The 26991-nt window shown below is 73.5% G+C and carries 32 protein-coding genes; 17 read left to right on the forward strand and 15 right to left on the reverse strand.

Going from position 1 to position 26991, the window contains the following annotated elements; genetic code table 11:
- Nucleotides 1-40 precede the first annotated feature (40 nt).
- Nucleotides 41-1813, forward strand: a complete 1773-nt coding sequence (locus tag JUB12_RS13935) for a calcium-binding protein (RefSeq protein ID WP_205696023.1) — start codon at nt 41-43, stop codon at nt 1811-1813.
- On the opposite strand, the gene JUB12_RS13940 is transcribed toward JUB12_RS13935, so the two are convergent.
- Both JUB12_RS13940 and JUB12_RS13945 read right to left on the reverse strand, forming a co-directional pair.
- Complete coding sequence (locus tag JUB12_RS13940) at nt 1814-2302, reverse strand: hypothetical protein (RefSeq protein WP_205696024.1); 489 nt, start codon at nt 2300-2302, stop codon at nt 1814-1816.
- Nucleotides 2303-2322: 20 nt separating this feature from the next.
- Nucleotides 2323-2700 carry a hypothetical protein gene (locus JUB12_RS13945; protein WP_205696025.1) on the reverse strand — a complete coding sequence of 126 codons (378 nt, stop codon included), beginning with the start codon at nt 2698-2700 and terminating at the stop codon, nt 2323-2325.
- Between the two features lie 230 nt (nt 2701-2930).
- Between JUB12_RS13945 and JUB12_RS13950 the strand changes: the two genes are divergently transcribed.
- Entirely contained in the window at nt 2931-3230 is a 300-nt protein-coding gene (locus JUB12_RS13950) for a hypothetical protein (protein WP_205696026.1), read from the forward strand.
- Here JUB12_RS13950 and JUB12_RS13955 read toward each other — a convergent pair.
- Nucleotides 3227-4039: a phosphotransferase gene (locus JUB12_RS13955; RefSeq protein WP_205696027.1), complete on the reverse strand. Its 813-nt coding sequence runs from the start codon at nt 4037-4039 to the stop codon at nt 3227-3229. The two genes, JUB12_RS13950 and JUB12_RS13955, sit on opposite strands and share 4 nt — an antisense overlap.
- A 182-nt stretch (nt 4040-4221) precedes the next feature.
- Here JUB12_RS13955 and JUB12_RS13960 point away from each other — a divergent pair, with 182 nt between their 5' ends.
- The 3 genes from JUB12_RS13960 to JUB12_RS13970 all read left to right on the forward strand — a co-directional run bounded on the left by JUB12_RS13960 (nt 4222) and on the right by JUB12_RS13970 (nt 7354).
- Nucleotides 4222-5469 carry a DNA adenine methylase gene (locus JUB12_RS13960; RefSeq protein WP_205696028.1) on the forward strand — a complete coding sequence of 416 codons (1248 nt, stop codon included), beginning with the start codon at nt 4222-4224 and terminating at the stop codon, nt 5467-5469.
- Between the two features lie 14 nt (nt 5470-5483).
- Entirely contained in the window at nt 5484-6437 is a 954-nt protein-coding gene (locus JUB12_RS13965) for a ParB/RepB/Spo0J family partition protein (RefSeq protein ID WP_205696029.1), read from the forward strand.
- Nucleotides 6438-6523: 86 nt separating this feature from the next.
- Nucleotides 6524-7354, forward strand: a complete 831-nt coding sequence (locus JUB12_RS13970) for a hypothetical protein (RefSeq protein WP_205696030.1) — start codon at nt 6524-6526, stop codon at nt 7352-7354.
- A gap of 8 nt (nt 7355-7362) precedes the next feature.
- On the opposite strand, the gene JUB12_RS13975 is transcribed toward JUB12_RS13970, so the two are convergent.
- On the reverse strand, nt 7363-7575 hold the full coding sequence (locus JUB12_RS13975; protein ID WP_205696031.1) for a helix-turn-helix domain-containing protein: 213 nt from the start codon (nt 7573-7575) through the stop codon (nt 7363-7365).
- 90 nt (nt 7576-7665) lie between these two features.
- Between JUB12_RS13975 and JUB12_RS13980 the strand changes: the two genes are divergently transcribed.
- Nucleotides 7666-8220 carry a hypothetical protein gene (locus tag JUB12_RS13980; RefSeq protein WP_205696032.1) on the forward strand — a complete coding sequence of 185 codons (555 nt, stop codon included), beginning with the start codon at nt 7666-7668 and terminating at the stop codon, nt 8218-8220.
- On the opposite strand, the gene JUB12_RS13985 is transcribed toward JUB12_RS13980, so the two are convergent.
- Nucleotides 8201-8710 carry a tyrosine-type recombinase/integrase gene (locus JUB12_RS13985; protein ID WP_205696033.1) on the reverse strand — a complete coding sequence of 170 codons (510 nt, stop codon included), beginning with the start codon at nt 8708-8710 and terminating at the stop codon, nt 8201-8203. The genes JUB12_RS13980 and JUB12_RS13985 overlap by 20 nt on opposite strands.
- Before the next feature lie 321 nt (nt 8711-9031).
- On the opposite strand from JUB12_RS13985, the gene JUB12_RS13990 reads away from it, so the two are divergent.
- Nucleotides 9032-9460: a hypothetical protein gene (locus JUB12_RS13990; RefSeq protein WP_205696034.1), complete on the forward strand. Its 429-nt coding sequence runs from the start codon at nt 9032-9034 to the stop codon at nt 9458-9460.
- 198 nt (nt 9461-9658) lie between these two features.
- On the opposite strand, the gene rlmD is transcribed toward JUB12_RS13990, so the two are convergent.
- Nucleotides 9659-11044 carry a 23S rRNA (uracil(1939)-C(5))-methyltransferase RlmD gene (gene rlmD, locus JUB12_RS13995; RefSeq protein WP_205696035.1) on the reverse strand — a complete coding sequence of 462 codons (1386 nt, stop codon included), beginning with the start codon at nt 11042-11044 and terminating at the stop codon, nt 9659-9661.
- A 23-nt stretch (nt 11045-11067) separates the two neighbouring features.
- Between rlmD and JUB12_RS14000 the strand changes: the two genes are divergently transcribed.
- A complete protein-coding gene (locus JUB12_RS14000) occupies nt 11068-11733 on the forward strand; it encodes a hypothetical protein (RefSeq protein ID WP_205696036.1) in 666 nt (221 codons plus the stop codon).
- Here the strand turns inward: JUB12_RS14000 and JUB12_RS14005 are convergent.
- Entirely contained in the window at nt 11670-12188 is a 519-nt protein-coding gene (locus JUB12_RS14005; protein ID WP_205696037.1) for a hypothetical protein, read from the reverse strand. The two genes, JUB12_RS14000 and JUB12_RS14005, sit on opposite strands and share 64 nt — an antisense overlap.
- Nucleotides 12189-12224: 36 nt before the next feature.
- Nucleotides 12225-13097, reverse strand: a complete 873-nt coding sequence (locus JUB12_RS14010) for an ornithine carbamoyltransferase (protein ID WP_205696038.1) — start codon at nt 13095-13097, stop codon at nt 12225-12227.
- 38 nt (nt 13098-13135) lie between these two features.
- Here JUB12_RS14010 and JUB12_RS14015 point away from each other — a divergent pair, with 38 nt between their 5' ends.
- Nucleotides 13136-13795 carry an endonuclease/exonuclease/phosphatase family protein gene (locus JUB12_RS14015; RefSeq protein ID WP_205696039.1) on the forward strand — a complete coding sequence of 220 codons (660 nt, stop codon included), beginning with the start codon at nt 13136-13138 and terminating at the stop codon, nt 13793-13795.
- A gap of 10 nt (nt 13796-13805) precedes the next feature.
- Entirely contained in the window at nt 13806-14213 is a 408-nt protein-coding gene (locus JUB12_RS14020) for a plastocyanin/azurin family copper-binding protein (protein ID WP_205696040.1), read from the forward strand.
- Here the strand turns inward: JUB12_RS14020 and JUB12_RS14025 are convergent.
- The 4 genes from JUB12_RS14025 to thiO are packed head-to-tail and all read right to left on the reverse strand — an operon-like array spanning nt 14194 to nt 16781.
- Nucleotides 14194-14676 carry an ester cyclase gene (locus tag JUB12_RS14025; RefSeq protein WP_205696041.1) on the reverse strand — a complete coding sequence of 161 codons (483 nt, stop codon included), beginning with the start codon at nt 14674-14676 and terminating at the stop codon, nt 14194-14196. The two genes, JUB12_RS14020 and JUB12_RS14025, sit on opposite strands and share 20 nt — an antisense overlap.
- Nucleotides 14673-15515 (reverse strand): thiazole synthase, encoded by an 843-nt coding sequence (locus JUB12_RS14030; protein ID WP_205696042.1) that lies wholly within the window; start codon nt 15513-15515, stop codon nt 14673-14675. Before JUB12_RS14030 ends, JUB12_RS14025 begins: the two co-directional genes overlap by 4 nt.
- A gap of 10 nt (nt 15516-15525) precedes the next feature.
- Nucleotides 15526-15726 (reverse strand): sulfur carrier protein ThiS, encoded by a 201-nt coding sequence (gene thiS / locus JUB12_RS14035; protein ID WP_205696043.1) that lies wholly within the window; start codon nt 15724-15726, stop codon nt 15526-15528.
- Nucleotides 15723-16781 (reverse strand): glycine oxidase ThiO, encoded by a 1059-nt coding sequence (gene thiO, locus JUB12_RS14040; RefSeq protein ID WP_205696044.1) that lies wholly within the window; start codon nt 16779-16781, stop codon nt 15723-15725. The genes thiS and thiO overlap by 4 nt, the downstream gene beginning before the upstream one ends.
- A gap of 44 nt (nt 16782-16825) precedes the next feature.
- On the opposite strand from thiO, the gene JUB12_RS14045 reads away from it, so the two are divergent.
- From JUB12_RS14045 to JUB12_RS14070, 6 genes are read left to right on the forward strand one after another with little or no spacing between them, the layout of a single operon-like run.
- Complete coding sequence (locus tag JUB12_RS14045; protein ID WP_205696045.1) at nt 16826-18613, forward strand: thiamine pyrophosphate-requiring protein; 1788 nt, start codon at nt 16826-16828, stop codon at nt 18611-18613.
- Nucleotides 18614-18635: 22 nt separating this feature from the next.
- Nucleotides 18636-19271: a thiamine phosphate synthase gene (gene thiE / locus JUB12_RS14050; protein WP_241004270.1), complete on the forward strand. Its 636-nt coding sequence runs from the start codon at nt 18636-18638 to the stop codon at nt 19269-19271.
- Nucleotides 19271-19795, forward strand: coding sequence for a hypothetical protein (locus JUB12_RS14055; protein ID WP_205696050.1), 525 nt, complete (start codon nt 19271-19273; stop codon nt 19793-19795). The genes thiE and JUB12_RS14055 overlap by 1 nt, the downstream gene beginning before the upstream one ends.
- Before the next feature lie 24 nt (nt 19796-19819).
- A complete protein-coding gene (gene lpdA, locus JUB12_RS14060) occupies nt 19820-21196 on the forward strand; it encodes a dihydrolipoyl dehydrogenase (RefSeq protein ID WP_205696051.1) in 1377 nt (458 codons plus the stop codon).
- A complete protein-coding gene (locus tag JUB12_RS14065; RefSeq protein ID WP_205696052.1) occupies nt 21193-21801 on the forward strand; it encodes a DsbA family protein in 609 nt (202 codons plus the stop codon). Before lpdA ends, JUB12_RS14065 begins: the two co-directional genes overlap by 4 nt.
- Nucleotides 21798-22004 carry a hypothetical protein gene (locus tag JUB12_RS14070; protein WP_205696053.1) on the forward strand — a complete coding sequence of 69 codons (207 nt, stop codon included), beginning with the start codon at nt 21798-21800 and terminating at the stop codon, nt 22002-22004. The genes JUB12_RS14065 and JUB12_RS14070 overlap by 4 nt, the downstream gene beginning before the upstream one ends.
- Here JUB12_RS14070 and JUB12_RS14075 read toward each other — a convergent pair.
- Entirely contained in the window at nt 22001-22249 is a 249-nt protein-coding gene (locus JUB12_RS14075; RefSeq protein WP_205696054.1) for a hypothetical protein, read from the reverse strand. The genes JUB12_RS14070 and JUB12_RS14075 overlap by 4 nt on opposite strands.
- Nucleotides 22250-22395: 146 nt before the next feature.
- Between JUB12_RS14075 and JUB12_RS14080 the strand changes: the two genes are divergently transcribed.
- Nucleotides 22396-23430 carry an ATP-dependent 6-phosphofructokinase gene (locus JUB12_RS14080; RefSeq protein ID WP_205696055.1) on the forward strand — a complete coding sequence of 345 codons (1035 nt, stop codon included), beginning with the start codon at nt 22396-22398 and terminating at the stop codon, nt 23428-23430.
- Here JUB12_RS14080 and JUB12_RS14085 read toward each other — a convergent pair.
- Nucleotides 23427-23840: an SRPBCC family protein gene (locus tag JUB12_RS14085; RefSeq protein ID WP_205696056.1), complete on the reverse strand. Its 414-nt coding sequence runs from the start codon at nt 23838-23840 to the stop codon at nt 23427-23429. The genes JUB12_RS14080 and JUB12_RS14085 overlap by 4 nt on opposite strands.
- 94 nt (nt 23841-23934) lie before the next feature.
- On the reverse strand, nt 23935-26967 hold the full coding sequence (locus JUB12_RS14090; RefSeq protein ID WP_205696057.1) for a PAS domain S-box protein: 3033 nt from the start codon (nt 26965-26967) through the stop codon (nt 23935-23937).
- Nucleotides 26968-26991 lie beyond the last annotated feature (24 nt).

The following is a 26991-nucleotide window of genomic DNA, read 5'->3' on the forward strand; positions in this document are numbered from 1 at the left end:
CCAGCTTCAAGACGGGCAGGATCCACCCGACCACCGGGCCGTGTCCCTGCCGGCCCTCCGACCCGCCCTGGCCGCGTTCCTCGCGGCGCTCCTGCTCGCGCCCCTCGTCGCCGACGCCGCCCCGCGCGCGACGGCGTCCGTCGCCGGCTGCGACCGGGTCGGCACCGGCCGCGGCGACCGCCTCGCGGGCGGCTGGGCCTCGGACGCCATCTGCGGCATGGGCGGGGGCGACCTCGTCTCCGGCGCCGTGGGCAACGACCACCTGCGCGGCGGGTCGGGCAACGACCGCCTGCGCGGCGGCTCGGGCAACGACCGCCTCGACGGCGGCCCGGGCAACGACGAGGTCGGCCTGCCCGACGAGTTCGTGGCCGAGCGCGGCGACGACGTCCTGCTCGGCCGCGAGGGCAACGACACGCTGACCGCCGGCCAGGGCGACGACCGCGTCGACGCCGGCGTGGGCGACGACGTCATCCAGATGGGCTTCGGCGACGACCTCCTCGCGCTCGGCGGCCCCGGCAACGACCGCGTCGAGGGCGGCAACGGCAACGACGGCACCCGCTCCGCCGACGGCGGGCTGTTCGGCGGCGAGGGCGACGACCTCGTCTCGGGCGGCCCGGGCGACGACCACGTGGTCGGCGACGAGGGCGCGGACGTCCTGCTGGGCGGCGGTGGCGGCGACGTCATGGACGGGGGCCCGGGCGACGACATGCTGCGCGGCGGCAAGGGCGGCGACGAGCTCAACGCCGGCGAGGGCAACGACGTCCTCGTGGGCAACTCCGGCGCCGACACGCTGCGCGGCGGCTCGGGCGACGACCTCCTCTGGGCCACCGACTTCGAGCGCAACTCCACGGAGATCGTCGACCCCACGACGTTCACCACGCCCGGCGACAACGCCATCGACTGCGGCGAGGGCAACGACATCGCGATCATCGACCTCGCCGACGACCGCTCGCTGATGACCGACTGCGAGCACACGATCGTCCTGCGCTCGGAGCGCTCGAACTGCACCGGCGTGCACCAGTGGACGCTCGGCGGCGTCGTCAAGGCGACCATCGGCACGCTGCTGCCGGTCCCGCCGAGCCTCAACAGGGTCCTGCAGACCGACTCGCCGTACCCCGAGAAGCGTGCCCTGCCCGTCGACCCCGAGTCGCTGCGCTTCTGCGGCGAGTACGCGGCCACGCACCTGCTCGACCCGACCGACGACGTCCGCCCCGCCCTGCGCGGCACCGACGGCGACGACGTCCTCGAGGCCATCCCCGCCGGCGCCGTGGCCGACGCCGCCACCCTGCGCCCGGCCGGCGCGCCCGACGGCGCGACGATCTTCCAGGCCAAGGCCGGCGACGACGTCATCACCGGCTCGCCGGCGTCCGACGCGATCATGGGCGGCGACGGCGACGACCGCCTGCGCGGCGGCGGGGGCGACGACGCCTCGCTCGAGGGCGAGGCCGGCGACGACACGATCTGGGGCGGCGAGGGCAACGACGTCGTCTTCGGCCGCACCGGCGAGGACCTGCTCAGCGGCGAGGCCGGCGACGACTACCTCGAGGGCGGCCGCGGCCGGGACCGCATCAACGGCGGCGCGGGCGACGACGAGCTCTTCGGCGGCTTCGACGCGGACGTCCTCAAGGGCGGCTCGGGCGACGACACCATCTCCGCCTACGACTCCTCGCGCGACGTCGTCGACTGCGGCCCGGGCTACGACGTGGCCGAGGTCGACAAGCGCGACGTCGTCGTCGGCTGCGAGGTCATCGTGGCCACCAAGCGCGCGAAGAAGGTCATCGCCGCCCGCGCCCGCGCGTCGCGCAAGGGCTAGCTAGGCCGGGACGCGCTCGAGCGCCCAGGCGGCGTCGAGCTCGGTGCGCAGGAAGTCGATCCCGAACGCGTTGACGTAGCGGCCGGTGCGCGGGTCCATCGGGAGGTCGCGCTCGATGGGGTACCACTCGTTGTGCTGGCGGATGAGGAGGTTGACGTCCTCGAACGACCAGGTGGCGACGCGCTCGCGCCACGCGGCGGCCAACGCCTCGGGGTCGCCGGGGAAGAGCTCGCGCAGCTCGTCGCGGGCGGCGCGCAGCTCGCGCTCGTGACGGGCGGTCTCGCGCTCGATCTCCCGCGCCCGGGTGATGTAGCGCGGCAGCATCTCGCCGCGCAGGTAGCCCTCGACGGTCCGCTCGCGCTGGATGGCGCGCGCCGAGAGCGGCCGGCCCTTGCCGGACTCGTCGATGGTGGCCCGCTCCAGCAGCCGCTCGGTCGCGGACAGCGGGAGGGTCTCGAGGCGGGGGCGGTCGTCCTTGCGCTCGGTCACGACCCTCCCCAGCGTAGCCCTCAGCCCAGCAGGGTCCAGGGGTCGAAGTCCGCGATCGGGATGACGCGGACGCGGGGCAGGGCGACGGTGAAGGCCTGGGCGTCGTCCTCGAGGTCGTAGAGCTCCAGGCCGTCGCCGACGAGGTCGCGCAGCTGGGAGGAGATGAGCTCGCGGAAGCCCAGGACCCCGACGCGGCGGCCGTCGTCGCGCACAAGGGGTGCGAGGGCCTCGGCGAAGTCGCCGTCGTGGCTGGCGAGGAGGACGTCGCCGCCGTCGGTGCGCTCGGCGAGCGCCTCGAGGGTGCGGACGATCGCGACGTCGACGACCTTGACCTCCGACGGCCCGCTGAGCAGGACCGGGCGGAAGTCGAGGGCCTGCAGCGCCTGGACGAAGGCCATCGGGACGTGGCCGGTGCCGTTGAGGAAGAACAGGCCGCGGACGGGCTGGTCCCAGACGTCGCGGGCATGGTCGCGGACGCGGTCCCAGCGCGGGCGCTCCTCCGGCGCCCGGCCGGCGGCCGAGCAGCGACCCGCCGAGCGTCGCGTCGATGTTCTCGCCGTCGACGAGGAGGAAGGTCTCGGCCACGCGGTGAGGCTACGCGACGGGTCTCGCAGGGCATGACGGGACCGTGCGCGCCGCTCCGGTCCTCGCCTGCGCCCTGCTCCTCGTCGCACTCGCCGGCTGCGGCGGCGACGAGCTGCCGACGCGTGCTGAGGCGTGCGAGGGCCTGCGGACGGCGACGGACCCGCGCGCGCTGACGGTCACCGGCGCGCTGGACCGCTACGACCGCGCCCGGCTGTGCCGTGAGGGCGGTCGCCCCGATGCCGTCACGCGCGTGGACGGTCGCGAGGTGTGGACCTACGGCGACACCGCCTTCGTCCTCGACGAGGACGGGCGGACCGTCGACGTCCGCGACGCGCCGCGCTAGGCGGCGGCCTGCCGGGCCCGCCAGACCGTGCCGTACAGGTCGTGGAGGCGCAGCTGCGCCGCCAGGACCTCCTCGTCGACCGGGCCGTAGGCGGCCAGCAGCGCCTGCTCGTAGGCGGCGCCGAGCTCGCGGCGGCGCGCCGCGTCGACGAGGCCCGCGACGTCGGCCTCGACGGGACCGTGGCGCACGTCCTCGAAGTCGGCCCACACGCGCCGGCCGTCGGCCAGCGCCAGGAGGTTCGACAACGAGGCGTCCCCGTGGACCGGCTGGCCCGCGGCGCCGCCGGTGAGGGCCCCCTCGGGCACCGCCGCGAGCTGCGCGCGCCATCCGTCGGCACGCGGGTCGTCCGCCACGTCGGCGATGAGGCCGCCGACCTCGTCGCGCACCGCGTCGAGCGGCTCCAGCGCGACGTTGACGTGGGCCATGGCGCGGTGCAGGTCGCGCAGCGCCTGGCCGAGCTCCTCCGGCTCGGGCTCACCGGCGGCGCGGTCGACCGCCACGTGCTCCCAGCCCGTGAGCCACAGCCCGTCGACCAGGTGCGGGCCGGGCGGCAGCTCGTCGCTGGGCGCGACGACCGCCGCGCCCAGCCCCGCGAGCCGGGCGCAGACCTCGACCTCGCGCGCCAGCCAGGCCCGCGGGTCGTCGTGCAGCACCGCGGTGCCGGTCATCACCCGCACGACGACCGGCGCCGGTGCGAGGTGGACGACGACGTTGCTCCCAGCGTGCAGGACCGTCGCCCCGCCGCCGGGCAGGCCGTGCGCGGCGGCGAGCGCCCGCGCCGCCGCTAGCGCTCGAGCAGCGCCACGCACTCGATGTAACCCGGCCCCCGCCCCTGCCGGGGCACGAAGCCGTCAGGCGGAGTGCCTACCGTCCACCCCGTGCCGCTCAGATCCGCTCAGACCGGTACTTCGAGCGGTACCGGCAGAGGCTCGACTGGTACCCCCACGCGAATTAGGGTGCTCTTCGTGCTCAGAGCCGCCCTGTTGACCCGGTGAGCGCTGCCGGAACCCGCATCCGCTACATGGGGAACAAGCAGGCTTTGGCAACGAAGGTTGCTGGCCTCTGCGCCCCATACGCGCGCACACGGCCCCTTGTCGACCTGTTCGGCGGAATGTGCTCAGTGGCAGGCGCGGTTGCGCCCTCGGGCCGCTCGGCGTACGTCAACGACGTCCAGGCCTTCGCCACGCTGGTCGCTAGATGCGTCGTCGCTAGCCCCAACGGACCTCCCAGCCGCGACCGGGCTGAAGCGGTCCTGGCGGAGCCGTACCGGCGCAATCTGCTCGCACTTCGCGAACGGTTCGCGAGGGAGCTGGCAACGGAGAAGCACGTTCACCGCAAGGCCCGTCCGGACATATACGGCGCAGCCGCGAGGTCCTGGGCGCATGCCGGCAACGACCTTGCCGTGGCAGCCGAGGTCGCCGGGCTCCGCCTTTCACCTGCCTTCCCGTACCGCCTCGCAACGCTCACGTTTGCGTGGGGGTATTTCGGGCTTCAACAGGCCATTGAAATCGACAGCCTTCGTTACGCGATCGATCACGTGCGCGATCAGTCCGTTACGGACACTGACGAAGACGCGTGGCTCAAGGTGGCCCTACTCCAGGCTGCAAGCCGATCGGCCAGCGCGCCGGGCCACTTTGCGCAGTTCCTCCGGGGCGAGACCGACAGTGGCCTGGCGCGGGTCCTCTCAAGCCGACGTCGTAGCCCCTGGGACACCTTTCTCGACGATCTGGCCTCGCTACGTCCGTACGGAACTCGCGAGTGGCGCTTGAACAACGCCGTCTTCGAGGGCGACGCGCTCGATCTCGGCCGGACACTGGACAGGCACGGGCTCCGAGACCCCCCGGTGTTCTACGCCGACCCGCCCTACTCCAAAGAGCACTACTCGCGCTATTACCACGTGCTCGAAACCCTCACGCGGTACGACTATCCGGAGTCGAACGGTATGGGACGCTATCGCCCCGACCGATTCCGGACTCGTTTCAGCATCAAGAGCAAGGTGCTTGATGCACTAGTCGAGCTGTGCCAGATGACCGCTAGCCGTGACGGCGTTCTACTGCTGAGTTACCCCAGTTCCGGCTTGCTCACTGGAGGCCTCGGGATGGATCTGGCGGAGGTTCTTCGGGGCCACTTCAAGAAGGTGACCTTGGCTATCGATGCGCCCGCCTCTCATTCCACCCTCGGCGCCCGACATGGCAAGGCCCGGCAAGCGGTCTCGGAGTACGTCTGGGTCGCCGAATAGCCCGAAGGAGCTGCATGCCCACTCGCCTCGCTGACATCCCGCCTGAGAACATCGAACGGAACCCCGAGAATCCTCGGATGCACTTTCGCGAGGCCGGACTCAATCGCCTCGCCGAATCGATCGACGAGTCCGGCGGTGTCCTCGTGCCGGTCTATGTGTATCCCGACCCGGATATCCCGGATCGATTCCGGTTGATCGACGGGGAGCGGCGCTGGCGTATGGCCATGCGGCTCGGGCTAGAAACGATCCCCGCGATTGTTCGAGACGGGCCGCCGGACCTGAAGCAGAACATCGTTGAGATGTTCAACATCCATAAGGTCCGCGAGGACTGGGAGGAGATGCCGACGGCCCGTGCGCTGCGAGAAGTCATGGAGCGACACGAGACCGACGATCCCGAAGAGCTTCGCAGCCTCACCGGGTTGTCGAAGGAGCAGATCTCTCGCTTTAAGCTCGTGCTCGAATTGCCGGAGAGGTATCAGCAGCTCATCGAGAGCGGGGACGTCCCGATGAATTTCTTCGTAGAGCTCGACCGAAACGTCATCCGCCCGCTGGCGCGGAATCGCACGCATATGTCGGAGCGGTACGACGCAGAAGCCCTGAGGTCAGCCTTTGTGGAGAAGCGTGAGCATGGTGCGCTTGACGATCTGATCGACCTGCGCAAGGTCAAGCCGATTATCCAACGGGCCCAGGTCGACGCGGGCGCCCCCGACGCCGAGTCAGCCCTGGACGCCTTTCTTCGGAAGCTCTTCGATGACCCCGCCACGACAATCGACGAGGTCTACGACGCGTCCGTCGCGTTCTCGGTCGAGGCGGACAAGCTCGCCGAACAGGCTTTGAGACTCCCGGCACAATTCGCCCGTCTGTTGGAAGACGCGTCGGAGGGCCCGCCGCGAACGGCACTCCTAGCCGCGCTCCGCGACACGAGGGACTCTCTGTCCTCGCTGCTTGAGGAGTACTCGGTGGAGTGAGCGAGGACCAGCCAGAGGCTCGCTACGGACCAGGGGACGGCGACCGGGGTCGGGCGCTAGAGGTCTTGCGCGCCACAGATCCAAAGTTGAAAGAGACCAACGAGCGGCTGGCGCTGGGCGACACTTCGTGGCTTCCCGACCTAGTTGGCGATAAGCGTCTGGTCGTGCATCTTTCGATCGACGGGGATCTCCCCCGCGCATTCAGTCGACGCCTTGTCGCGGCCGCCGCGGCCGAGCACCGGGTTGCCTTTGCCACAGGCGCGACGGGGCTCGAGCTCTCGACGATGCAGACCCTGCAGAACCTTGACGCGCGCGTGTGGCACGTCGACCTCACGCGGTCACCGGTCGCGGTGGAGAGATACCGCTCCGTCGCTGACTGGGTCGCGGGCCGCCGTGTGTCGATGACCCCCGCGGAAATGGTTGTCCTCGTCAATGATCGGCTAGCGGATGGAGCGGGAGACGGCACGAATGCGGCGCGCGGACGGTGGTACGAGGAGGCGCTGTGTCTCCTGTTCAGCCAGGTGTCCTGGCTCGAGGTGGAGGAGCACGCCTATCGCAACGCCTCGGAGGAGATCGACATCGTGATGTCCTCTCGGGCGGCTGGCCACGTGGCGCAACTCATCGGCGGGCCAGTAGTGATTGCCACTGCCAAGAACGAGGCCACTCCGACAGGCTCGGACGTCGTCAAGTACTTGAAGGAGCAAATGGCAAATCGCAAAGGCCGGTGCAAGCTTGGGTTTCTGTGCTCGTCCAGCACCATCTCGAAGGACGCTGTCATCGAGATCCTGCGTGGCTCGCAGGGCAACGATGCTGTGATCGTCCCCATCGACCGCGATGTAGTCGAGGGCCTACTGAGTTCGCCGGATGATCTCGATGCCCGGTTCGAACGGCTCATTCTCGAAGCGGTCGACGCCTGAGACGAGCGCTACTCGAAGCCGTCAAACAGCTGGGAGGGCCGCACTCCCAGGGCCCGCGCCAGGTTCACGATGACCGTCACCCCTGGTTCGTGAACGCCGCGTTCGTAGCGGCTCACCTGCGTGAAGTGCAGACCAGCGGCATCACCTACCGCTTCCTGTGAGAGGCCCTTGCTCTCGCGAAGAGCGCGCAGGTTGCGCGCGAAGCGCTCCGCTGGCTTCACGCCCAGGATCCTGCGGCCCCCTAGACGTATTCGACCAGAGCAAAAACGTCTAACCTGCTGTTCATCCCGGCGGCTTCGAAAGCACCGAGGGTGGCCGAGCGCTTCCGGCTCCTGGCCACAGAGGCCGGCTACGACTTGCTCCCTAGTCAGCCGCTTCCGTGGCTGACCACGCGTGGGCACGTCGCCGTCGCGGCTCACCTGCCGACGGACGTCCACTCGGCCCTGCAAGCGATCTTCGAGCTCCTCGATGGAGACGAGGCCGCTCTGGCAGCGAAGCCCCAGCGTTCCGTCGCCCCCGACTTTCTCCTGGAGGGTCGAATCGTCGAGTTCGACGAGGACCAGCACTTCACGATCCAGCGTCTTGCGACGTTCGCGCTCTATCCAGCGGATGCTCAGCTGGCCTTCGAGCGCAGCGTCTACGCCAAGGCCTGCCTGGCCACCGCCAAGAGGGCCGAGCGCGCCTTCGCGCACAAGACCGCTACGGAGTTCCCCGGTCCGTACGGACGCGCCAGGCAGAGGGCGTACTTCGACGCCGTCCGCGATCTCCTCAGCCCGGTCTTGGGCAGCGGCCCGGTCGTGCGCGTCCTAGCTCCCGAGCGAGACCCGGTGCTCGCCCTGGACCGCTTCAGGCAAGTGCTGGCGTAGCCGGGTCGGCAGAGCCGACAAGACGAGAGAGCTGATCGGCGTGCTCCGTCTTCGGCACATGGTGGACATAGCCCATCGTGGTCTTGATGTCGCTGTGGCCCATGTAGCCCTGCACCGTCGGCAGATCCCAGACCTTCACAGCGAGCGTGCCGAAGGTGTGGCGGAGGTCGTGGAACGTGATCGGCTTGTCCTCGTGGCGCCTGTGCCAAAGACCGGCCAGCCGCAGCGCGGCGTAGAACCGCCGCCGCAGATCACCGTCGTGCACATACGAGCCAAGCGGGTTGCAGAAGACCAGATCCCCTGGCTGCGTGAAGAGCTCACGCCGGCTCAGACCGTCGAGTCGGGCCGCAGCTAGATCGATCAGAGGGACTGCCCGGACCTTGCCGGACTTGGGACGGCGGACTTGGTTGTGCGTGTAGTTCTCGCGGACGTGCAGCGTGTGGTTGGCGAAGTCCACGTCCCGCCAGCGCAGCGCGCGCAGCTCGCCCATCCCTGGGCGCGTTCCTTCGCTCTCCATCCGTCAGGATGCGGGCGTACAACTGGCACGGACCGCGCCGAAGGCGCCTGCGTCCACGCTCTGCCTCTCCGCCGTGGCAAAACGTCCCCCCAAGCCCTCGAAGCCGGCGAGCCCAGTCCGCATTCGCTACCGCTCAGCGATCACGGGCCGCTTCGTCAGCAAGAGCTACGCGAAGACCAATCCCCGGACGACTCTCAGAGAGAAGACGAGCTACGAAGGAAAACAGAAGGGGCGGAAGGGATGGCAGTAGACGAGGCAGTCGCACGTCTCTCGTACGACGAGGCGATAAGAGCGATGGAGATCCAGCGAGCGTCCGTCGACCAGTTGCGGACTCGTGCGGGCACACTGCTCGCCGCCGCTTCCCTCGTCACCTCGTTTCTCGGCGGACAGGCGCTCAGCCAGGGTCATGACCCCGGCACGTGGGGTGTCATCGCGCTCCTTGCATTCATCCTGACCGCCGGACTGTGTGTTTGGGTCCTGATGCCAGAGGAGTTCAACTGGTTCATGAGCCCGGCAGCCATTGTCGACGACTACGCAGACGATCCCGACGTTAGTTCCGCCGATGCAATGCGGGATCTGGCCCTTCATTACGACGAGTCGCTGAACGCCAACAAGAGCGCGGTCGAGGCGCTGCAGTGCCGCTATCGATTGGCAGCGATCTGCCTTGCGGTTGAGGTTGTGACTTGGATCCCGGCCCAGCCTGGAGGAGGCTTGCTGGCATGACCGATCGCGAACCGAACGAGAAGCCAAAGCCCAAGCCGCCTAGTTCAGATCGACCCAAGCCGGAGCCGCTGAAGCCACACCCCGGCACTCCCGGCCATTACAGCGACGACCATCCCGCCGAGAAGCGGCTCAACCTAAGCGACGACTAGGGCGCCACGCGGTACCCGCCTGGTACTCCCCCGTTCGAAAAGAGCCGCTTTACAGGGCTCTTTCCAGCAGCGCCACGCACTCGATGTGCGGCGTCTGCGGGAACATGTCGACCGGCGTGACGTGGCGCAGGACGTAGCCGCCGTCGGCGACGAGCTGCGCCGCGTTGGGCGCGAGCGTCGTCGGGTTGCAGGAGACGTAGACGATGCGCTTCGGGCCGGCCTCGATGACGCGCCGCACGACCTTCTGGGACAGCCCCGCGCGCGGCGGGTCGACGACGAGGACCTCGGGACGCCCGGCCTCCTCGACGAGGTCGCGCATGGCCAGGCGGACGTCGCCCGCGAAGAACTTCGCGTTGCGGATGCCGTTGGCCTTCGCGTTCTGGATCGCGTCGGCGACCGCCTCCTCGACGACCTCGACGCCCCACACCTCGCCGGCGCGGGCGGCCATCGACAGGCCGATGGTCCCGATGCCGCAGAAGAGGTCGTAGAGGCGCTCGTAGCCGCGCAGGCCGGCGGCGTCGGCGGCGATCCCGTAGAGGACCTCGGCCATCTCGGTGTTCGTCTGGAAGAACGACTCGGCGCCGATGGAGAAGCGCAGGCCGCTGAGCTCCTCGGTGATCCGGTCGGCGCCGGCGACGGTCTGGGTGACGCCGCCCGCGGTGACCTCCGCGACGCCGGCGATCCGGGTCCACAGGACGCTGTCGGCCAGGCCGACCAGCGCCTCGCCGAGCTCCTCGGCGCTCAGCGCGTCGGTCTCGCTCGTGACGAGGCGGACCTGGAGCTCGCCGGTGCGCCGCCCCTCGCGCACGACGAGGTTGCGCAGCAGCCCCTCCTGCGCGCGCCGGTCGTAGGCGCGCAGGCCGGCGCCGCGGGCCCAGTCGAGCACCGCCCGGCGCGCCTCGTTGCCGCGCTCGGACTGCAGCAGGCAGTCCTCGAGGCCGACGATGTCCTCCCACGAGCCAGGGGCGTGGAAGCCGCAGACGAGCGCGCCCGAGTCGTCGTGGCCGAAGGAGAACTCGAGCTTGTTGCGGTAGCGCCACTGCTCGACGGCCGGGACGATGTCGCGCAGCTCGAAGCCGTCGAGCTTGCCCAGGCGCCGCAGCGCGTCGTCGACCTGGTGGTGCTTGACCTCGAGCTGGCGCGCGTAGGGCAGGACCTGCCACGGCGCGCCCGGGTGGTCGGCGACCGGGTCGACGCGCTCGGGCGAGGGCTCGAGGACCGCGACGGTCCGTGCCTCGGCGTAGTGGCGCTTGCGCTTGGTGACCACCGCCCGGACGCGGTCCCCCGGGATCGCGTCGCGCGCGAAGACGACGTAGGGCGGGCGGCCGGCCTCCAGCTCGACGCGCGCGACGCCCGCCCCGCCGAAGGCGAGGTCGTCGATGGTGAGCTCGAGCTCCTGGCCGCGCTCGGGGCGCGTCTTCGTCGTGGCCTCCATGGCGCACCTAGGATGCCACCGCCGTGGACGTGGCCGCCGTGCAGCGCCAGCTCGAGGACGCCGCCGCCGGGCCGCGGGCGGCACGCGAGCGGCTGGCCGAGGAGCACGGCGTCCCCGCGCTGACCGACGCGCTGGCCCGCGAGCCGGGAGCGCTGCAGCGGGCGCAGCTGGCCGAGCGGCGCCTGCAGGTCGTCGTCGACGTCCTCGCCGCGCCCGCCGCGCAGGAGCTCGAGCGCGTGCGCCGGGCCGTGCGCGCGCTGGGCTGGCCGAGCGCCCGCGCGCTGCACACGGCGCTGGGCACCGACGTCGCGGCACTCGAGGGCTGGGCGGCCCAGACCCTGCAGGGACCGCCGCCGCGCCTCGGCGAGGTCGACGCCGCGCACGACCTGCCGCGCCTGCGGGCCGCCGCGGCGGGAACGACCGACGCCGCCGCCCGCGACGCCCTCGCCCGGCTCGACGCCCGCCTGGCCGCCGCCGCGGTCCTGCACGACCTCGAGCTCCTCGAGCACGGCCCGGTCGAGCCGCTGCGCGACCGCTACGCCCGGCGCATGGCCCACGCCTCCGGCCTGGACTGGCCGGCCGCGGCGTGGCTGGTGGACGGCGACCCGCTGCTGGGCAGCGCGGCCTACGCCAGCGCCTTGTCGACGGCCGCCAGCACCGACTTGCGGTTGGCGTTGCGCTTCTCGTAGTCGCGCACCGCCCGCAGCTGGGCGGGGTCCAGCTCCTTGAGGCGGCCGGTGATCTGTGCCGCGGTGAGGTCGTCGTAGTCGTCGATCGGGAAGCGCCCGGCGCCGTCCGAGCCGCCGACCGCGCGGCGGGCGCGGTCCACGACCGTCCGCGCCGGCGCCGTCGCACGGCGCGCCCCGGTGGCCACGCCGGGCGGCAGCAGCCGCTCGAGGTCGGCCAGGAGCTGCTCGGTCTGCGTGCGCCCGGCGCTCACCAGGCCGCTCACGAGCTCCTCGGCGTCGTGGCGCGTCATGCGCCCGCGGCGCACCGCGTCGTCGACCGCCTCCTGCAGCCGGTCGGTCGACAGCGTCACCGACTGCAGCAGCCGGTCGCGCAGCGCCTGCAGCTGCTCGCGCAGCTCCTCGGGCGTCTCGCTCGTCGCCGCCGTGCCCTTGCGGGACCGCTTCGGCTGAGGCATCGCCGCGACCCTACCCGAGACGCGCGGATGGGACCGTCACGCGAACGGGCCGACCTCGAGGAGCCACTCGAGCATCGCCTTCTGCGCGTGACGGCGGTTCTCCGCCTGGTCCCAGATGCGCTGGCGGTGGCCGTAGAGCAGGCCCTCGCTGATCTCCTCGCCGGGGTGCGCGGGCAGGCAGTGCAGGGCGATCGCCCCCGGCGCCGCCTCGTCGAGCAGCGCCTCGTCGAGGCGGTAGGGCTCGAGCGCCATCCGCTTGGAGCCCGAGTCCTCGTCGCCCATCGAGATCCACACGTCGGTGTAGACCGCGTGCGCGTCGCGCACCGCCTCGCGCGGGTCGGTCTCGGCCGGGACGCCGTCCAGGGTGTAGGCGAGCGGCGAGGCGGCGACCACCTCGACGCCCGCGAGCGCTCCGACGTCGTGCAGCGAGCGCAGGACGTTGTTGCCGTCGCCGACGTAGGCGACCCTGAGCCCCTCGACGCGCCCGAAGGCCTCCTGCAGCGTGAGCAGGTCGGCCAGCGCCTGGCACGGGTGGTGGCCCGCCGTGAGCATGTTGAAGACCGGAAGCTGGTCCTCCGCGGCGAGCGCCTCGAGCTCGCCGTCGTCGTGGCCGCGGACGCCGACCGCCGCGACGTGGCGGCCCAGGACGCGCGCGGTGTCGCGCAGCGACTCGCCGCGCGAGATCTGCAGGTCGTCGGGGCGCAGGACCATCGGGTGGCCGCCGAGCTCGACCACGCCGGACTCGAACGAGACGCGCGTGCGGGTCGACGGCTTCTGGAAGACGAGGGCGACGGTGCGGCGGTCCAGCGCGCGCGACGCGAGCGGCTCGCGCTTGAGCTGCGCCGCGCGGTCCAGGAGCGCGAGGAGGCTGTCGCGGTCGAGCTCGTGGCCGGTCAGGAGGTGGCGCATGGCCTACGAGTTCCTACCAGCGGGCACCATCGAGCGGCGTGCGGGTGCTCACCTGGAACCTCTTCCACGGCCGCGCGGTGCCCGACCGCCCGCGCGAGCTGCTGCCCGAGTTCGGCGCCGCGCTCGCGGCGTGGGACTGGGACGTCGCGCTGCTCCAGGAGGTCCCGCCGTGGTGGCCGCCGGACCTCGCGCGCGCCACGGGGGCGGCCGCGGCGCGCACGGCGCTGACCTCCCGCAACCAGTGCCTGTGCGTGCGCCGCGCCATCGCCCGCCGGCGCCCGGACCTCATCAAGTCCAACGGCGGCGGGGCCAACGCGGTCCTCGTGCGCGGCGGGATCCCGACCGACCACCGCACGCGGCGCCTGCGCCGGCGTCCCGAGCGCCGGGTCGTGCACGCCGTCGCGCTGCCCGACGGCACGTGGGTCGCCAACCTCCACGCCCAGGTGCGCCCGCACAGCGAGACGCGCAAGGACCTCGCGCTCGCGGCGAGCACCGTCCTGCGCTGGGCGGGCGCCGCACCGCGGGTCGTCCTCGGCGGCGACCTCAACGTCCCCGACCCCGCCCTGCCCGGCCTCGCGCGGATCCCGGGCTCCCACGGCGTCGACCACGTCTTCGCCCGCGGTCTCAGCGGCCGTGCTCGGACCCTCGACGCCGGGGGCCTCTCCGACCACCGGCCGGTGCTGGCCGAGCTGGTGTGATGATGCAGCCATGCGCACCACCGCCGCCGTGCTCGCCGCCCTCGCCCTGGCCGCCACCGCCGCGGGGTGCGGCGACGACGACGGCGGGGACGTCGCCACGTCGCCCGCCTCGCCGTCCCAGACGAGCAAGGGCGGCGAGGCCCCGCTCGAGGAGGGCACCGTGCGCGTCGGGATGCGCAACCTGCGCTTCGACCCGGAGGAGGTCACCGTCGCCGAGGGGCAGACGATCCGCTGGGTCAACGACGAGTCGATCCAGCACAACGTCGTCGCCGAGGAGGGCGCGGACTTCAAGTCCGAGCTGATCGACGAGGGCGGGACCTACGAGTTCACGCCGGAGCAGACCGGCACGATCCAGTACGTCTGCACGCTGCACCCGGGCATGGACGGCACCATCGAGGTCACGGCCGAGGGCTCCTGAGCCCGAAGCCCTGGAGCATCAGCAGCAGCCGCTCCCCCACCCCGCCGCGCGCGGGCAGCACGCCGAGCTGACGGCCCGCGTCGGCGGGGTCGAAGAACGCCCGCGCCCGGCGCACGAGCGCCGGCTGGGAGCCGTCGAGCTCGCACCACAGGATCGCGTGCATCGCGAGCTCCTTGCCGGTCGGCGGCAGCTCGGCGCTCGTCTCGCCCGTGTGCGTGCCGCGCACGAGCACGGGCGCCGCGGCGTGGCGGCCGCCGGTCAGGACGTCGCCGATGCGCTCGACGCGGCCGTCCGGGAACGCCGCCCAGAACCGCGCGAGGTGGTCGCTCAGCGCCTCGGCGCCCACGAGCGGCTCGGCGGTCAGCGGGTCCTCCCAGTGGACGTCCGGCGTCGTGATGCGGCCGAGGCGGTGGCGGGAGCGCCCGCCGATCGCCTCGAGCAGCTCGTGGACCGGCGCGCTCACCGCGTGGGCGGAGCGGCGGCCGCGCCGCCGTGCTCGGCCGGGTCGCCCGCCGGCACCGGCGCCGCGGGATCCGACGGGTGGACGAACTCGGCGACGCCCGCCTCGGGCGAGGACGCCTTGGCGTAGGTGCGTCGTGGGATGCGGCCGGCCTCGCGGGCGAGCAGGCCGGCGTCGACGGCCAGGCGGATCGCCCGGGCCATGGCGACCGGGTCCTCGGCGCGCGAGATCGCGCTGGCACAGAGCACCGCGTCGCAGCCGAGCTCCATCGCCAGCGCCGCGTCGCTCGCGGTGCCGACGCCGGCGTCGAGGATGACCGGCACGCCCGCCTGCTCGACGACGAGGCGCAGGTTGTAGGGGTTGTTGATGCCGTGGCCCGAGCCGATCGGCGAGCCCAGCGGCATGACGGCGGCGCAGCCGACGTCCTCGAGGCGGCGGGCGAGGACGGGGTCGTCGGTCGTGTAGGGCAGGACGACGAAGCCGTCGGCCACGAGCTCCTCGGCGGCCAGCAGGAGCTCGGGCCCGTCGGGCAGCAGCGTGCGCTCGTCGCCGATGACCTCGAGCTTGACCCAGTCGGTCTCGAAGGCCTCGCGGGCGAGCTTCGCGGTGAGGACCGCGTCGCGCGCCGTGAAGCAGCCGGCGGTGTTGGGCAGGACGTCGACGCCGCACGCGTCGAGGACGTCGACCAGCGAGCCGCGCGCGGCGGGGTCGACGCGCCGCAGGGCGACGGTGACGAGCTCGGTCCCCGACTCGCGCGTGGCGGCGGCCAGCGTGTCGAGCCGGGGGAAGCCGCCGGTCCCGAGGATGAGGCGGCTGGAGAAGTCGCGGTCGGCGATGCGCATGCTCGTGGGGTCAGCCGCCCTGGACCGCGTGGACGACCTCGACGCGCGCGCCGTCGGGCAGGACGTGGTCCTCCCAGGCGCTGCGCGGCACGACCTCGGCGTCGACGGCGACCGCGACGCCGCGGTGGCCCAGCTCGAGCTCCGCGAGCAGGGCGGCGACGGTCGTCCCGTCGGCGACGGGCCGCGGCTCGCCGTTGAGGACGATGCTCACGCGCGCACCTCGGCGGCGAAGCGCCCGGGGGCGAAGGCGTGCTCGGGCGCCTCGCCGCACAGCTCGGCGGTGACGAGGTCGGCCGTGGCCGGCGCCAGGAGGACGCCGCCGCGGAAGTGGCCGGTGGCCCACACGAGGCGCGGGTCGTCGGGGTCCGGGCCGATGAGGGGCGCGTTGTCGGGCGTGCCGGGGCGCAGGCCGCACAGCGTCTCGGTGAGCTCGAGCTCGAGCACGCCGGGGACGAGCTCGCCGGCGTCGCGCAGCAGCTCGTAGACGCCCAGCGCCGTGACCGCGGTGTCGAAGCCCTGCTCCTCCATGGTGGCGCCGAGGTAGTAGCGCCCGTCGCCGCGCGGCACGAGGTACCCGCCGTCCCAGCGCAGGACGCGGTCCACGAGGCCGGGGCCCGACGGGTCGCGCAGCGCCAGCGCCTGGCCCTTGACCGGGCGCACCGGCGGCCCCGACCAGGGGCCGGCGGCGAGGACGACCCGCCCGGCGTCCAGCGCGCGCGGGTCCGGGACGTCGGTGTGGGGCTGGAGCTGGACGCCGGCGCGCCGGCAGGCCTCGGCCAGGGCCGCCAGCAGCGCGCGCGGGTCGACGGCGTGGTCGCCCGGCAGGTCGAGCGCGAGGCGCAGGGCGGGCGCCAGCGCCGGCTCGAGGCGGCGGGCGGCCGACGGCAGGACGCGCTGGGCCCGGACGCCCAGGCGGCCGCGCAGCTCCAGCTCGCGCTCCAGCGCCTCGGCCTCGTCGCGGTCGCGGGCGACGAGCAGCGTGCCGCAGGACCGGTAGCCGACCTCGAGGCCGGTGACGTCCTCGAGCTCGGCCGCGAAGGCCGGCCAGCGCCGCGCGCTCTGGAGGCCCAGCGCCAGCAGCGGGCGCTCACCGGGGTCGGCCTCGGCGACGGGCGCGAGCATCCCCGCGGCGACACGCGAGGTGCCGCCGCCGAGCTCGCCGCGGTCGAGGACCCGGACGGTCAGGCCGCGGGCGCGGGCGCGCCAGGCGACGGCGAGGCCCACGACCCCGCCGCCGACGACCGCGACGTCGACGCCGTCAGACACCGTCCCGATGCTAGCCCGCGTCCGATGCGGGCACCCGGGAGGCCATGGCCACCCCCACCGTCGGCGAGTTCGTGCTGCAGCGCCTGCGCGAGCACGGCATCACGCGCATCTTCGGCTACCCCGGGGACGGCAGCACGGGGCTCGACCTCGCGCTCGAGCACGTCGAGGGCATCGACTTCGTGCAGACCCGCCACGAGGAGCTCGCCGCCCTGGCGGCGTGCGCCCACGCGAAGCTCACCGGCGAGGTCGGCTGCTGCCTGGCGACCTCCGGCCCGGGCGCGATCCACCTGCTCAACGGCCTCTACGACGCCAAGCTCGACCACGTCCCGGTGCTCGCGCTCGTCGGCCAGCAGGACCGGATGTCGATGGGCGGCGACTTCCAGCAGGAGGTCGACCTGCTGACGCTCTTCAAGGACGTCGCGAGCGACTTCGTCCAGCAGTGCACCGTCCCGGAGGCCGCCGCGCACCTCGTCGACCGCGCGGTGCGGACCGCCCAGGCACGGCGCAGCGTGACGGCGCTCGTCTTCCCCGGCGACGTGCAGGACGAGCCCCACCGCGACCCGCCGCGCGCCCACGGGGCGGTCGTCTCGTCGAGCCGGCCCGCGTCGGGGTCGGTCTTCCGCGCCGACGACGCGGCGATCGCCGAGGCCGCCGAGGTGCTCAACGCGGGCGAGCGGGTGGCGATCCTGGTGGGCCAGGGCGCCAAGGGGGCGCTCGACGAGGTCCTCGAGGTCGCGGAGCTGCTCGGCGCCGGCATCGCCAAGGCGCTCAACGGTCGCGCGGTCGTCCCGGACGACCTCCCGCAGGTGACAGGCCCCGTCGGCCTGCTCGGCTCGAGCGCCTCGGACGCCCTGATGGAGGGCTGCGACACGCTCCTGCTCGTCGGCACGGCGTTCCCCTACGCCGAGTGGCTGCCCGAGCCGGGGCAGGCCCGGTCGGTGCAGGTGGACCGCGACGCCAAGCTCATCGGCATGCGCCACGCCACGGAGGTCAACCTCGTGGGCGACGCCGCGCAGACCCTGCGGGCGCTCGTCCCGCACCTGCGCCGCAAGGCCGACCGCGGGTGGCGCTCCGCGGTCGAGCGCGAGGTGGCGCGGTGGTGGGCGCAGCTCGAGGCTCGGGCGCACGTCCCGGCCGACCCGGTCAACCCGCAGCTGGCCTTCCACGAGCTGTCCGCGCGCCTGCCCGACGAGGCGATCGTCCTGACGGACTCGGGCAGCGCGACGGCGTGGTGGGCGCGCCACCTCAGGCTGCGCCGCGGGATGGACGCCGCGCTCTCGGGGACGCTGGCCACGATGGGCTGCGCCGTGCCCTACGCGCTGGCGGCGAAGCTCGCCCACCCCGACCGCCCGGTCGTCGCGACGCTCGGCGACGGCGCGATGCAGATGATCGGGATCAACGGCCTGATCGACCTCGCCGCCTACGCCGACCGGTTCGGCGAGGGCGGGCTCGTGGTCCTCGTGCTCAACAACGGCGACCTCAACTTCGTGACCTGGGAGCAGCGGGTGATGGGCGGCGCCCCGCGCGTCGCCCAGACGCAGGACCTCCCGCCGTTCGACTACGCGCAGTTCGCCCGCAACGTCGGCCTGGAGGGCATCCGCGTCGAGCGCCCGGAGGACGTCGGGGCGGCGTGGGACCGCGCGCTGGCGGCCGGGCGGCCCGCGGTCATCGACCTCGTCTGCGACCCCGAGGTCCCGCCGATGCCGCCGGAGATCCGCTCGGAGTTCGCCAAGGGCCTGCTCGGCGCGGTCCGCGGCGGCGACCCGGGCACGGGGCGCTTCGTGCGCCAGGCCGTGCGCGAGAAGGTGGCCGACTGGCGCGCCGGGCGCTGAGCGTCGCTGCGAGGATGTGGGCGTGACCGCCGACCGGCACGCCCGCCTGGCGACCGCGCGCCTCTACTACGTCAGCGCGTCGCTGCACGCGCTCGAGGGCGCGCTGCGCGGCGGTGCCGACCTCTTCCAGCTGCGGATGAAGGACGCCCGGGACGACGCCGTGCTCGCCGCGGCCGAGGAGGCGCGGGCGCTGTGCCACCGCCACGGCGCGCTCTTCCTGCTCAACGACCGGCCGGACCTCGCGCGGGCCGTCGGCGCCGACGGCGTGCACGTCGGCCAGGACGACGAGCCCGTCGCCGCCGCCCGCGCCGCCGTCGGGACCGACCGCGTGGTCGGCCGCTCGACCCACGCCCCGGAGCAGCTCGCCGCCTCCCCGGACGCCGACTACGTCGCGGTCGGCCCGGTCCACGCGACGCCCACCAAGCCGGGCCGCCCCGCCGCCGGCCTCGACTACGTCCGCCATGCGGCGGCCCACGCCGGCGACCAGCCGTGGTTCGCCATCGGCGGGATCGATGAGCAGACCGTGGGCGACGTCGTCGATGCGGGTGCCCGGCGGATCGTCGTCGTCCGGGTGCTCGACGAGGCCGACGACCCCGAGCGCACCGCCCGCGCGCTGCGCGCCGCGCTGGACCGCGCGCCCGTCGGGAGGGCCGCGTAGTGGGCAGCCGCTCGCGCAAGCGCCGCGACGCCGGCAGCGCCCCGAAGGCGACGGCCACGGCCCCCGCCGCCCCGCCGCGCACGGAGCGCCCGCCGCGGCGCTCGGGCGCCGAGCGCGACGCCGAGGCCCGCGCCGCGCTCGAGCCGCTCGCCCCCGGCGAGCGCCCGACCTGGGTCACCGTCGCCGCCGTCGTCGCCGCCGTCATGGCGGTCGCCAACGTCGTCGCCGTCCTCGCGGGCGCCGACTTCCAGGGCGACGAGCGCAGCGCCGTCTCGACGACGGTCGTCACCACCGCGCTGCTCGTGCTCGCCGCGGGCGGGATGTGGAAGGCCAGGTACTGGGCGGTGCTGGGCTTCGAGACGATCCTGCTCTTCCAGATCCTCGTCCTGTGCCTCGCGCTCATGCGGGCCGAGGGCGCGCTCGCGGCGCTCGTCGTCACCGCCGCCATCGCCTTCCTGGGCCTCCTGTTCTGGAAGCTCATCCGCGCGATGGCGCGCATCCAGATGCCGCAACGCGACATCTAGATCCGTCTTCATAGACTCGGCGCCATGGCCGACTCCTTCGACTGCATCGTCATCGGCTCGGGTCCCGGTGGGTACGTCACCGCGATCCGCGCCGCCCAGCTCGGGTTCACGACGGCGGTGGTGGAGAAGGACGACGTCGTCGGCGGGCGCTGCCTGAACTACGCCTGCATCCCGGCCAAGGCCGTGCTGCGCGTCGCCGACGTCCTGCAGGAGATCCGCGAGGCCGACGACTTCGGCATCAAGGTCTCCGAGCCCGAGGTCGACTTCAGCGCCGTCGGCGAGCGCCGCAAGAAGGTCATCAAGACGCTCACGGGCGGCGTCTCCGGCCTCTTCCAGAAGAACGGCATCGAGCTCATCTCCGGCGAGGCCAGGCTCACGGGCGGCCGCGGCGTCGCCGTCGGCGACCGCCAGCTCGAGGCCACCAAGGTCCTGGTCCTCGCCACGGGCTCGGTCAAGAAGCCGATCCCGGGCACGCAGTTCGGCGGGCGCGTCATCGGCACCGAGGAGGCCTGGGCCTTCGAGGAGCTGCCGGGCTCGCTGGCCGTCGTCGGCGCCGGCGCGTCGGGCACCGAGATCGCCTCCGCCTACGCCCGCCTGGGCACGCAGGTCCAGCTCTTCGAGGGCCTGGACCGCGTGCTGCCCACCGAGGACGCCGACATCTCGAAGGTCGCCAACCGCGGGTTCAAGAAGCAGGGCATCGACGTGCACGTCTCGACCTTCGTGCAGGACGTCCAGAGCCACGACGACCGGGTGACCTTCACCTACGGCGACGGCACCGCCGGGGAGGCGGACTACCTCGTGATCGCCGCGGGCCGCGGTCCCGACGTCGAGGCGCTCGGCCTCGACGGCGCCGGGATCACGCTGGCCGACACCGGCCTGGTCGAGGTCGACGAGGTCGGGCGCACGAGCGTCGAGGGCGTCTACGCCATCGGCGACCTCGTCCGCGGCCCGGCGCTCGCGCACAAGGCCTCCGACGAGGGCGTCATCGCCGTCGAGCACGCGGCCGGCAAGGACGTGCACCCGATCGCCTACCCCGACGTGCCGCGGGCGACGTTCTGCCTGCCCAACGTCGCGAGCTTCGGCCTCACCGAGGAGCAGGCCAAGGAGCAGGGCTACGACGTCGTGGTGGGCAAGGTCCAGTACGGCGCCGTCGGCGCGGGGACGGTCTACGGCGACCGCACCGGCCTGGTGAAGGTCGTCGGCGACCGCAAGTACGGCGAGCTCCTCGGCGGCCACATCGTCGGCGCGAAGTCCACGGAGCTCATCCAGGAGCTCGTCAACGTCCGCACGCTCGAGGGCGGCTTCCACGAGGTCGCCCAGCAGATCCACGGGCACCCGACGCTGAGCGAGGCCGTCCAGGAGGCCGCCCGGGCCGCCGACGGCTGGCTCATCCACGGGTGAGCCTCGAGGTCCACCTCGAGGACGCCAGCGCCCCGGAGCCGGAGCGGGGCGCCTTCTACTTCGACCTGCGCTCGCCCGAGGCCTACCTCGCGGCCGAGCGCGTCCTGGCGGTCCTCCCGGTCGTCGCCGAGTGGATCCCGGTCCGCTCGCAGGCGCTACCGGGCGCCGACACCTGGGAGGGCTTTCGCTGCGCGACCGACCGCGAGGTCGCGCTCGGGCGCATCGAGGAGACGGCCGCCGCGCGGCAGCTGCAGCCGGTGCGCTGGCCGGACCCCTTCCCCTTCGACAGCGAGCTCGCGCTGCGCGCCGCGACCTACGCCAAGGAGGTCGGGCGCGTCGTCGCCTTCGCCCAGGCCTGCTTCCGCCAGGTCTTCGCGGGCGGCCGCGTGCCGGACGAGACCACCGTCCTGGTCGCCGGCGCGGCGTGCGAGATGCACCCCCGGGCGCTGCTGCAGGCCGTCGAGCGCGACGCGATCGTGGCGCGCCTGGACGCGGCCACGGAGCTGGCGGCGCAGCGCGGCGTGCGCGACGTCCCGGCGATCTGGCTGCCCGACGGTCGCGTCCTGCACGGCGACGCGGCGCTCGAGGAGGTCCCGGCGCCGTGAGCGCGGCGCGGCGCTTCGAGGTCCGGGTGCAGAAGCACCCCGACCGCGTCGACAGCGTCGAGGTCGTCGACCTCGACGACCTCGAGGTCGTCCTGCTCTGGGACCTCGAGGCGCGGGAGGCCGCCCACCGCGCCGAGGCGCTGCGGGCCGACCTGCGCCGGCTGGACGCGGACGCGTTCCTCGCCCGGTGGTCCGACGCCTAGGCGGCGAGCTTCGCGAGGAGGTCCAGCGCGACGGGCTGGGCCAGCACGGCGGTGTCGGCGGCCAGGACGACGCCGGTGGCCAGGACGTGGGCCGCTGGGCGCCCGACGGTCACCGGGGCGTCGCCGTCGAGGCGGGCGGCCACGTCGCGCAGCGCCGGCGGGCAGCCGCCGCGCTCGGAGACGAGGAGCTCGAGGGCGGCGCGCAGGTCCGGGGCGCTGGCGGCGGGGAGGGTGACGCAGGGCATGGGATCCCGATCGGCGCGGGCGGCACCGCGGCTGACGTGCGACGCCCTGCGGCGGACAGTCCGCGCCGCGTCCCTCCCCGATGTTGGGGACGGCCTGGCCGGACGGCCCCTTTGCGCGGGGCCGGGCCGGCCATAGCCTGCGGGCCATGCGCATCGGGGTGCTGACCGGCGGCGGCGACTGCCCAGGGCTCAACGCGGTGATCCGCGCCATCGTCCGCAAGGGCGCCGACGTCCACGGCCACGAGCTCGTGGGCTTCCGCTACGGCTGGGCGGGCGTCCTCGAGGGCGACACGACGCCGCTGACCCACGAGTCGACCGCCGGGATCCTGCACCGCGGCGGCACGATCCTCGGCACGTCGCGGACCAACCCCTACGGGGGCGACGCCGACGGCACCGCGGCGGTGCGCGAGGCCATGGAGCGGGCGGGCGTCGACGCGCTCATCCCGATCGGCGGCGAGGACACGCTCGGCGTCGCGGGCCGGCTGAGCGCCGACGGCGTCCAGGTCGTCGGCGTCCCGAAGACGATCGACAACGACCTCGCGGGCACCGACGTCACCTTCGGCTTCCAGACCGCGGTGCAGATCGCCAGCGACGCGATCGACCGCCTCCACACGACCGCCGAGTCGCACAACCGCGTCATGGTCGTCGAGGTCATGGGCCGCCACGCGGGGTGGATCGCCGCCCACGCGGGCATCGCCGGCGGCGCCGACGCCATCCTCGTGCCCGAGCGGCCCTTCGACGTCGGGGACGTCGCCGCCTCGCTGCGCCGCCGTCACGAGCGCGGCCGCACGTTCTCGATCGTCGTCGTCTCCGAGGGCGCGGTGCCCAAGGACGGCTCCGGCCTGACGACGACCTCGGGCGAGAAGGACGCCTTCGGCCACGAGCGCCTCGGCGGTGTCGCCGTCGGCCTGGGCCAGGAGCTCGAGCGCCTGACGGGCTACGAGACGCGCGTGACCATCCTCGGCCACGTCCAGCGCGGCGGCACCCCGACGGCCTACGACCGCGTGCTGGCCACCCGCTTCGGCGTCGCCGCCATCGACGCGGCGCACGAGGGGCGCTGGGGGACCATGGCCGCGTTGCGCGGGACCGAGGTGGAGCTGGTGCCGCTCGCCGACGCGGTGGCCGAGCCCAAGCTGCTGGACCCGGCGCTGCTCGAGGTGGCCGAGGTCTTCTTCGGCTAGGGCGACTCGCGCTCGGCCGCCCGCGCGAGGTGGTCGACGAGCAGCGAGACCACCGGCCCGTAGGTCGCGCGCAGCGCGAGCTCCACCGGCGCGGGCGCGCTCATGGTGACCGCGACGACGCAGCCGCCCTCCCCTGGCGCGGCGGGCTCGACGCGGTGGTCCATCTCCACGCCGCCGACGCGCCAGGTCCACGACGTCCCGTCGACGACCCGGACGATCCGCGCCGGAACCGGCACCGCCCCGAGCAGGCGCGCCGCGCCGCGCGCGCCCTCGCGCACCCAGCCGTCCGTGCCCGCCAGGCCCCAGGCGCCGCGCAGGTGCGGTGCCCACGCCGGCCAGCGCGAGGGGCGGGCGATCAGCGACCAGGCGACGGCGGGGTCGGCGCGGGCGGCGGAGGCGTAGCGCAGCACGTCCGGCAGCTACCCGGCACGGCGCGACGGTGGAAGGCGCCTGGCGCGTTCCGGTGGGGAGGTGGAACGTGCCTGGCACGTTCCGGTCCTGCGCTCAGGCGGCCCGCTGGCCGAGGAGCGACTCGAGCGGCGCCGGCTTGCCGACGTGGAAGCCCTGCGCGTGGTCGACGCCGTGGGCGCGCAGGAAGCGCTCCGTGCGCTCGTCGCCGACGAACTCCGCGATCGTCGCCTTGCCCAGGCCGTTGGCGATCCGGACGACCGCCTCGATGACGAGCTGGTCGGTGCGGCTGCGCAGGCAGTTGCGCACGAACTCGCCGTCGATCTTCAGGTAGTCGAACGGGAGGTGCTTGAGGTAGTAGAAGGAGCCGAAGCCCGCGCCGAAGTCGTCCAGGGCGAAGCGGCAGCCCAGCGACGCGAGGCGGTCGGCGAACTCGCGGGCCTGGTGGATGTTGGCCACCGCCGCGGTCTCGGTGACCTCGAAGATCAGCCGGGTCGGGTCGACGCCCGAGATCTGCAGGCCGGTCTCGACGGTCTCGAGCAGCAGCTGGTCGTTGAGCGACTTGCCCGAGACGTTGACCTCGAAGACCGTGCCCGGGTGCTGGTGCAGGAGCTCGATGGCGCGCGAGGCGACCCAGCGGTCGATGTCCTGGATGAGGTCGTAGCGCTCGGCCACGTAGAGGAACGCGCCGGGCGGGACGACCTCGCCGTGCTCGTCGAGCATCCGCAGCAGCAGCTCGTACTGGGCCACGTCGCCGCTGTGGAGGTCCTTGATCGGCTGGGCCTCGAGGACGAAGCGGTCGTCCTCCAGCGCGTCGCGGATGCGCTCGACCCAGGCCACGCGGGCCTTCATCCGCGGCTCGGCGAAGCGGTCGGAGGCGAAGATCGCGAACTGGTCGCGGCCCGCCTCCTTGGCGTCGTACATGGCGAGGTCGGCGTTGACGAGGACCTCCTCCCCCGCGGCCAGGCCCTCCTCGAAGAAGGCGACGCCCAGCGAGCAGGTGACCCGGCGGGGGCGCTCGCCGTTGAGGACGGTGGCGTGGCGGCGGATCTCCTCGACGATCGTGGTGGCGACGGTCTCGGCCCCGCCGCGGTCGGCCTCGGGCAGCAGGACGGCGAACTCGTCCCCGCCCAGACGCGCGACCACGTCGGTCTCGCGCAGGCGGTGGCGCAGGAGGTCGGCCACCGAGACGATGAGCTCGTCGCCCGCGTTGTGACCGAGGGTGTCGTTGATCGTCTTGAAGTGGTCGAGGTCGAGGACGAGCAGCGCACCGCTGGAGCCGTAGCGCTGGACCTTGGCGACCTGGCGGTCGAGCTCCTCCTCGAAGCGCCGACGGTTGAGCAGGCCGGTCAGCGGGTCGTGGTCGGCCATGTGCTGCAGCCGGCCCTCGAAGCGCTTGCGCTCCGTGACGTCGAGGACCTGCGCGAGCAGGTGGCGCGGCGAGCCGTCGGCCGCCTTGACCAGGGTGAGGTGCAGCGAGACCCACACCGGCTCGCCCGCGGCGTGCAGCAGGCGCTCCTCGTGGTGGTGGGTGGCCAGCCGGCCCTGGAGCAGCGCGGTGATCGCGGCGACGTCCTCCTCGACGTCATCGGGGTGCACGAGCGACTGCAGCGAGGTCTCGAGCAGCTGCTCGGCGCTGTAGCCCGTCAGCGCGCAGAAGGCGGGGTTGACCTGCAGGACGCTGCCGTCGAGGTCGGCGAGGAGCATGCCCACGGGCGCGTCCTCGAAGGCGTGGCGGAAGCGCTCCTCCTCGTCGCGCAGGGCGGCCTCGACGCGCATGCGCTCGGTGATGTCGACCGAGAGGCCGCCGAGCGCGATGACCCGGCCGTCGGCGTCGCGGACGGGGAACTTCGTGGCGAGGTGGTGGCGCTCCTCGCCGTCGGCGTTGACGATCGTGGGCTCGAAGCGGACGACCTCGCCGGCGAGGACGGCCTCGTCGCGCTCGAGCGACGCATCGATGGCATGGGGCGACAGGACCTCGCGGACCGGCCGGCCGACGATCCCGTCGGGGCTCGCGCCCAACGCGTGCGCGGCGGCGCTGTTGGCCATCAGGAACGTGCCGTCGAGGTCCTGCAGCCAGGCCGACGCCGGCCAGTGCTCGACCATCGACTCCAGCCGCAGGCGCGCCTCGTCCGAGGCGCGCTCGGCCTCCTTGAGGCGCGTGATGTCGGTGACCGTCCCGAGGTGGCCGACGAGCTCGCCCTCGGCGTCGACCATCGGCGTGCTGGCGAGGCTCGCCCAGGTCGTCGTGCCGTCGGTGTGGCGCAGGCGCAGCTCGAGCTGGAGCTCGCGCCCCATGGCGATCGCGCGGGCCCACGCGGAGAACGCCGTCTCGCGGTCGGCGGGGTCGAGGGCCTGGACCCAGCCGTCGTCCCAGGCGTCGCGGGGCCGCAGGCCGGTGAGCTCGCACCAGCGCGGGTTGACGTACGTGCAGCTGCCGCTCGCGTCGGTCTCGATGATCCCGACGGGCGCCAGGGTCGCCAGCATCCGCTGGCGACGCTGGCTGGCCTGGACCTGGGCGACGGCGACGCGCCCGGTCGCCTCGGAGACGGCCGCGCGCAGCTCGGCGTGGCGCAGGGCGCCGGCGACGAGGGCGATCGCCACCGCGCACAGGGCGGCGAGGGCGAAGCGCCCCTCCGTCGCCAGCAGCGTGGCGCCGAAGAGGGCCAGCAGCGTGCCGGCGAGCGCCGCGCGCCGCCAGGGCGAGGACCACGCGAAGGCCCCGCCGCGGCCGACCTGGACGGCCTGGCGGCGGGCGACGAGCGCGGCGACGAGCGCCCCGATCGTGCCCGGCAGGGCGGCGTCGCGCGGGAGGACGTCGACCGCGCCGGCGCGCAGCGCCTCGAGCACCGCGTCGCCGTCGAGGTCGCCGACGGCCAGGACGTCGACGCCCGGCGCGGCGGCGGTGACCCGGTGCAGCGCGTCGAGCGACTCGAAGGCGTCGTCGGGGAGGTCGAGGAGGACGAGGTCGAAGGCGCCGTCGCGCAGCGTCGTCAGGACCACCTCGACGCCCTCGCGCACGTCGACGTACGCCCCTGCCTGCTGCAGGCGCGCGTGGACGAGGCGTGAGAGGCCGTGGCCCTGGTCGGCGACCAGGACCCTGGCGATGGGTGAGACGGAGCCGGGCATGCCCTCCCCTGGCATGTCGGCACC

Source organism: Conexibacter sp. SYSU D00693, from assembly GCF_017084525.1.
GTDB lineage: Bacteria > Actinomycetota > Thermoleophilia > Solirubrobacterales > Solirubrobacteraceae > Baekduia.

Excerpts from the sequence above, each read along its gene's own strand:
- JUB12_RS13945 (WP_205696025.1), bottom strand. The coding sequence starts at position 2,700 with ATGGCCTTCGTCCAGGCGCTGCAGGCCCTCGACTTCCGCCCGGTCCTG.
- JUB12_RS13965 (WP_205696029.1), top strand. The coding sequence starts at position 5,484 with ATGCCCACTCGCCTCGCTGACATCCCGCCTGAGAACATCGAACGGAAC.
- JUB12_RS13985 (WP_205696033.1), bottom strand. The coding sequence starts at position 8,710 with ATGGGCGAGCTGCGCGCGCTGCGCTGGCGGGACGTGGACTTCGCCAAC.
- JUB12_RS13990 (WP_205696034.1), top strand. The coding sequence starts at position 9,032 with ATGGAGATCCAGCGAGCGTCCGTCGACCAGTTGCGGACTCGTGCGGGC.
- rlmD (WP_205696035.1), bottom strand. The coding sequence starts at position 11,044 with ATGGAGGCCACGACGAAGACGCGCCCCGAGCGCGGCCAGGAGCTCGAG.
- JUB12_RS14005 (WP_205696037.1), bottom strand. The coding sequence starts at position 12,188 with ATGCCTCAGCCGAAGCGGTCCCGCAAGGGCACGGCGGCGACGAGCGAG.
- JUB12_RS14010 (WP_205696038.1), bottom strand. The coding sequence starts at position 13,097 with ATGCGCCACCTCCTGACCGGCCACGAGCTCGACCGCGACAGCCTCCTC.
- JUB12_RS14020 (WP_205696040.1), top strand. The coding sequence starts at position 13,806 with ATGCGCACCACCGCCGCCGTGCTCGCCGCCCTCGCCCTGGCCGCCACC.
- JUB12_RS14030 (WP_205696042.1), bottom strand. The coding sequence starts at position 15,515 with ATGCGCATCGCCGACCGCGACTTCTCCAGCCGCCTCATCCTCGGGACC.
- JUB12_RS14045 (WP_205696045.1), top strand. The coding sequence starts at position 16,826 with ATGGCCACCCCCACCGTCGGCGAGTTCGTGCTGCAGCGCCTGCGCGAG.
- lpdA (WP_205696051.1), top strand. The coding sequence starts at position 19,820 with ATGGCCGACTCCTTCGACTGCATCGTCATCGGCTCGGGTCCCGGTGGG.
- JUB12_RS14075 (WP_205696054.1), bottom strand. The coding sequence starts at position 22,249 with ATGCCCTGCGTCACCCTCCCCGCCGCCAGCGCCCCGGACCTGCGCGCC.
- JUB12_RS14080 (WP_205696055.1), top strand. The coding sequence starts at position 22,396 with ATGCGCATCGGGGTGCTGACCGGCGGCGGCGACTGCCCAGGGCTCAAC.
- JUB12_RS14090 (WP_205696057.1), bottom strand. The coding sequence starts at position 26,967 with ATGCCCGGCTCCGTCTCACCCATCGCCAGGGTCCTGGTCGCCGACCAG.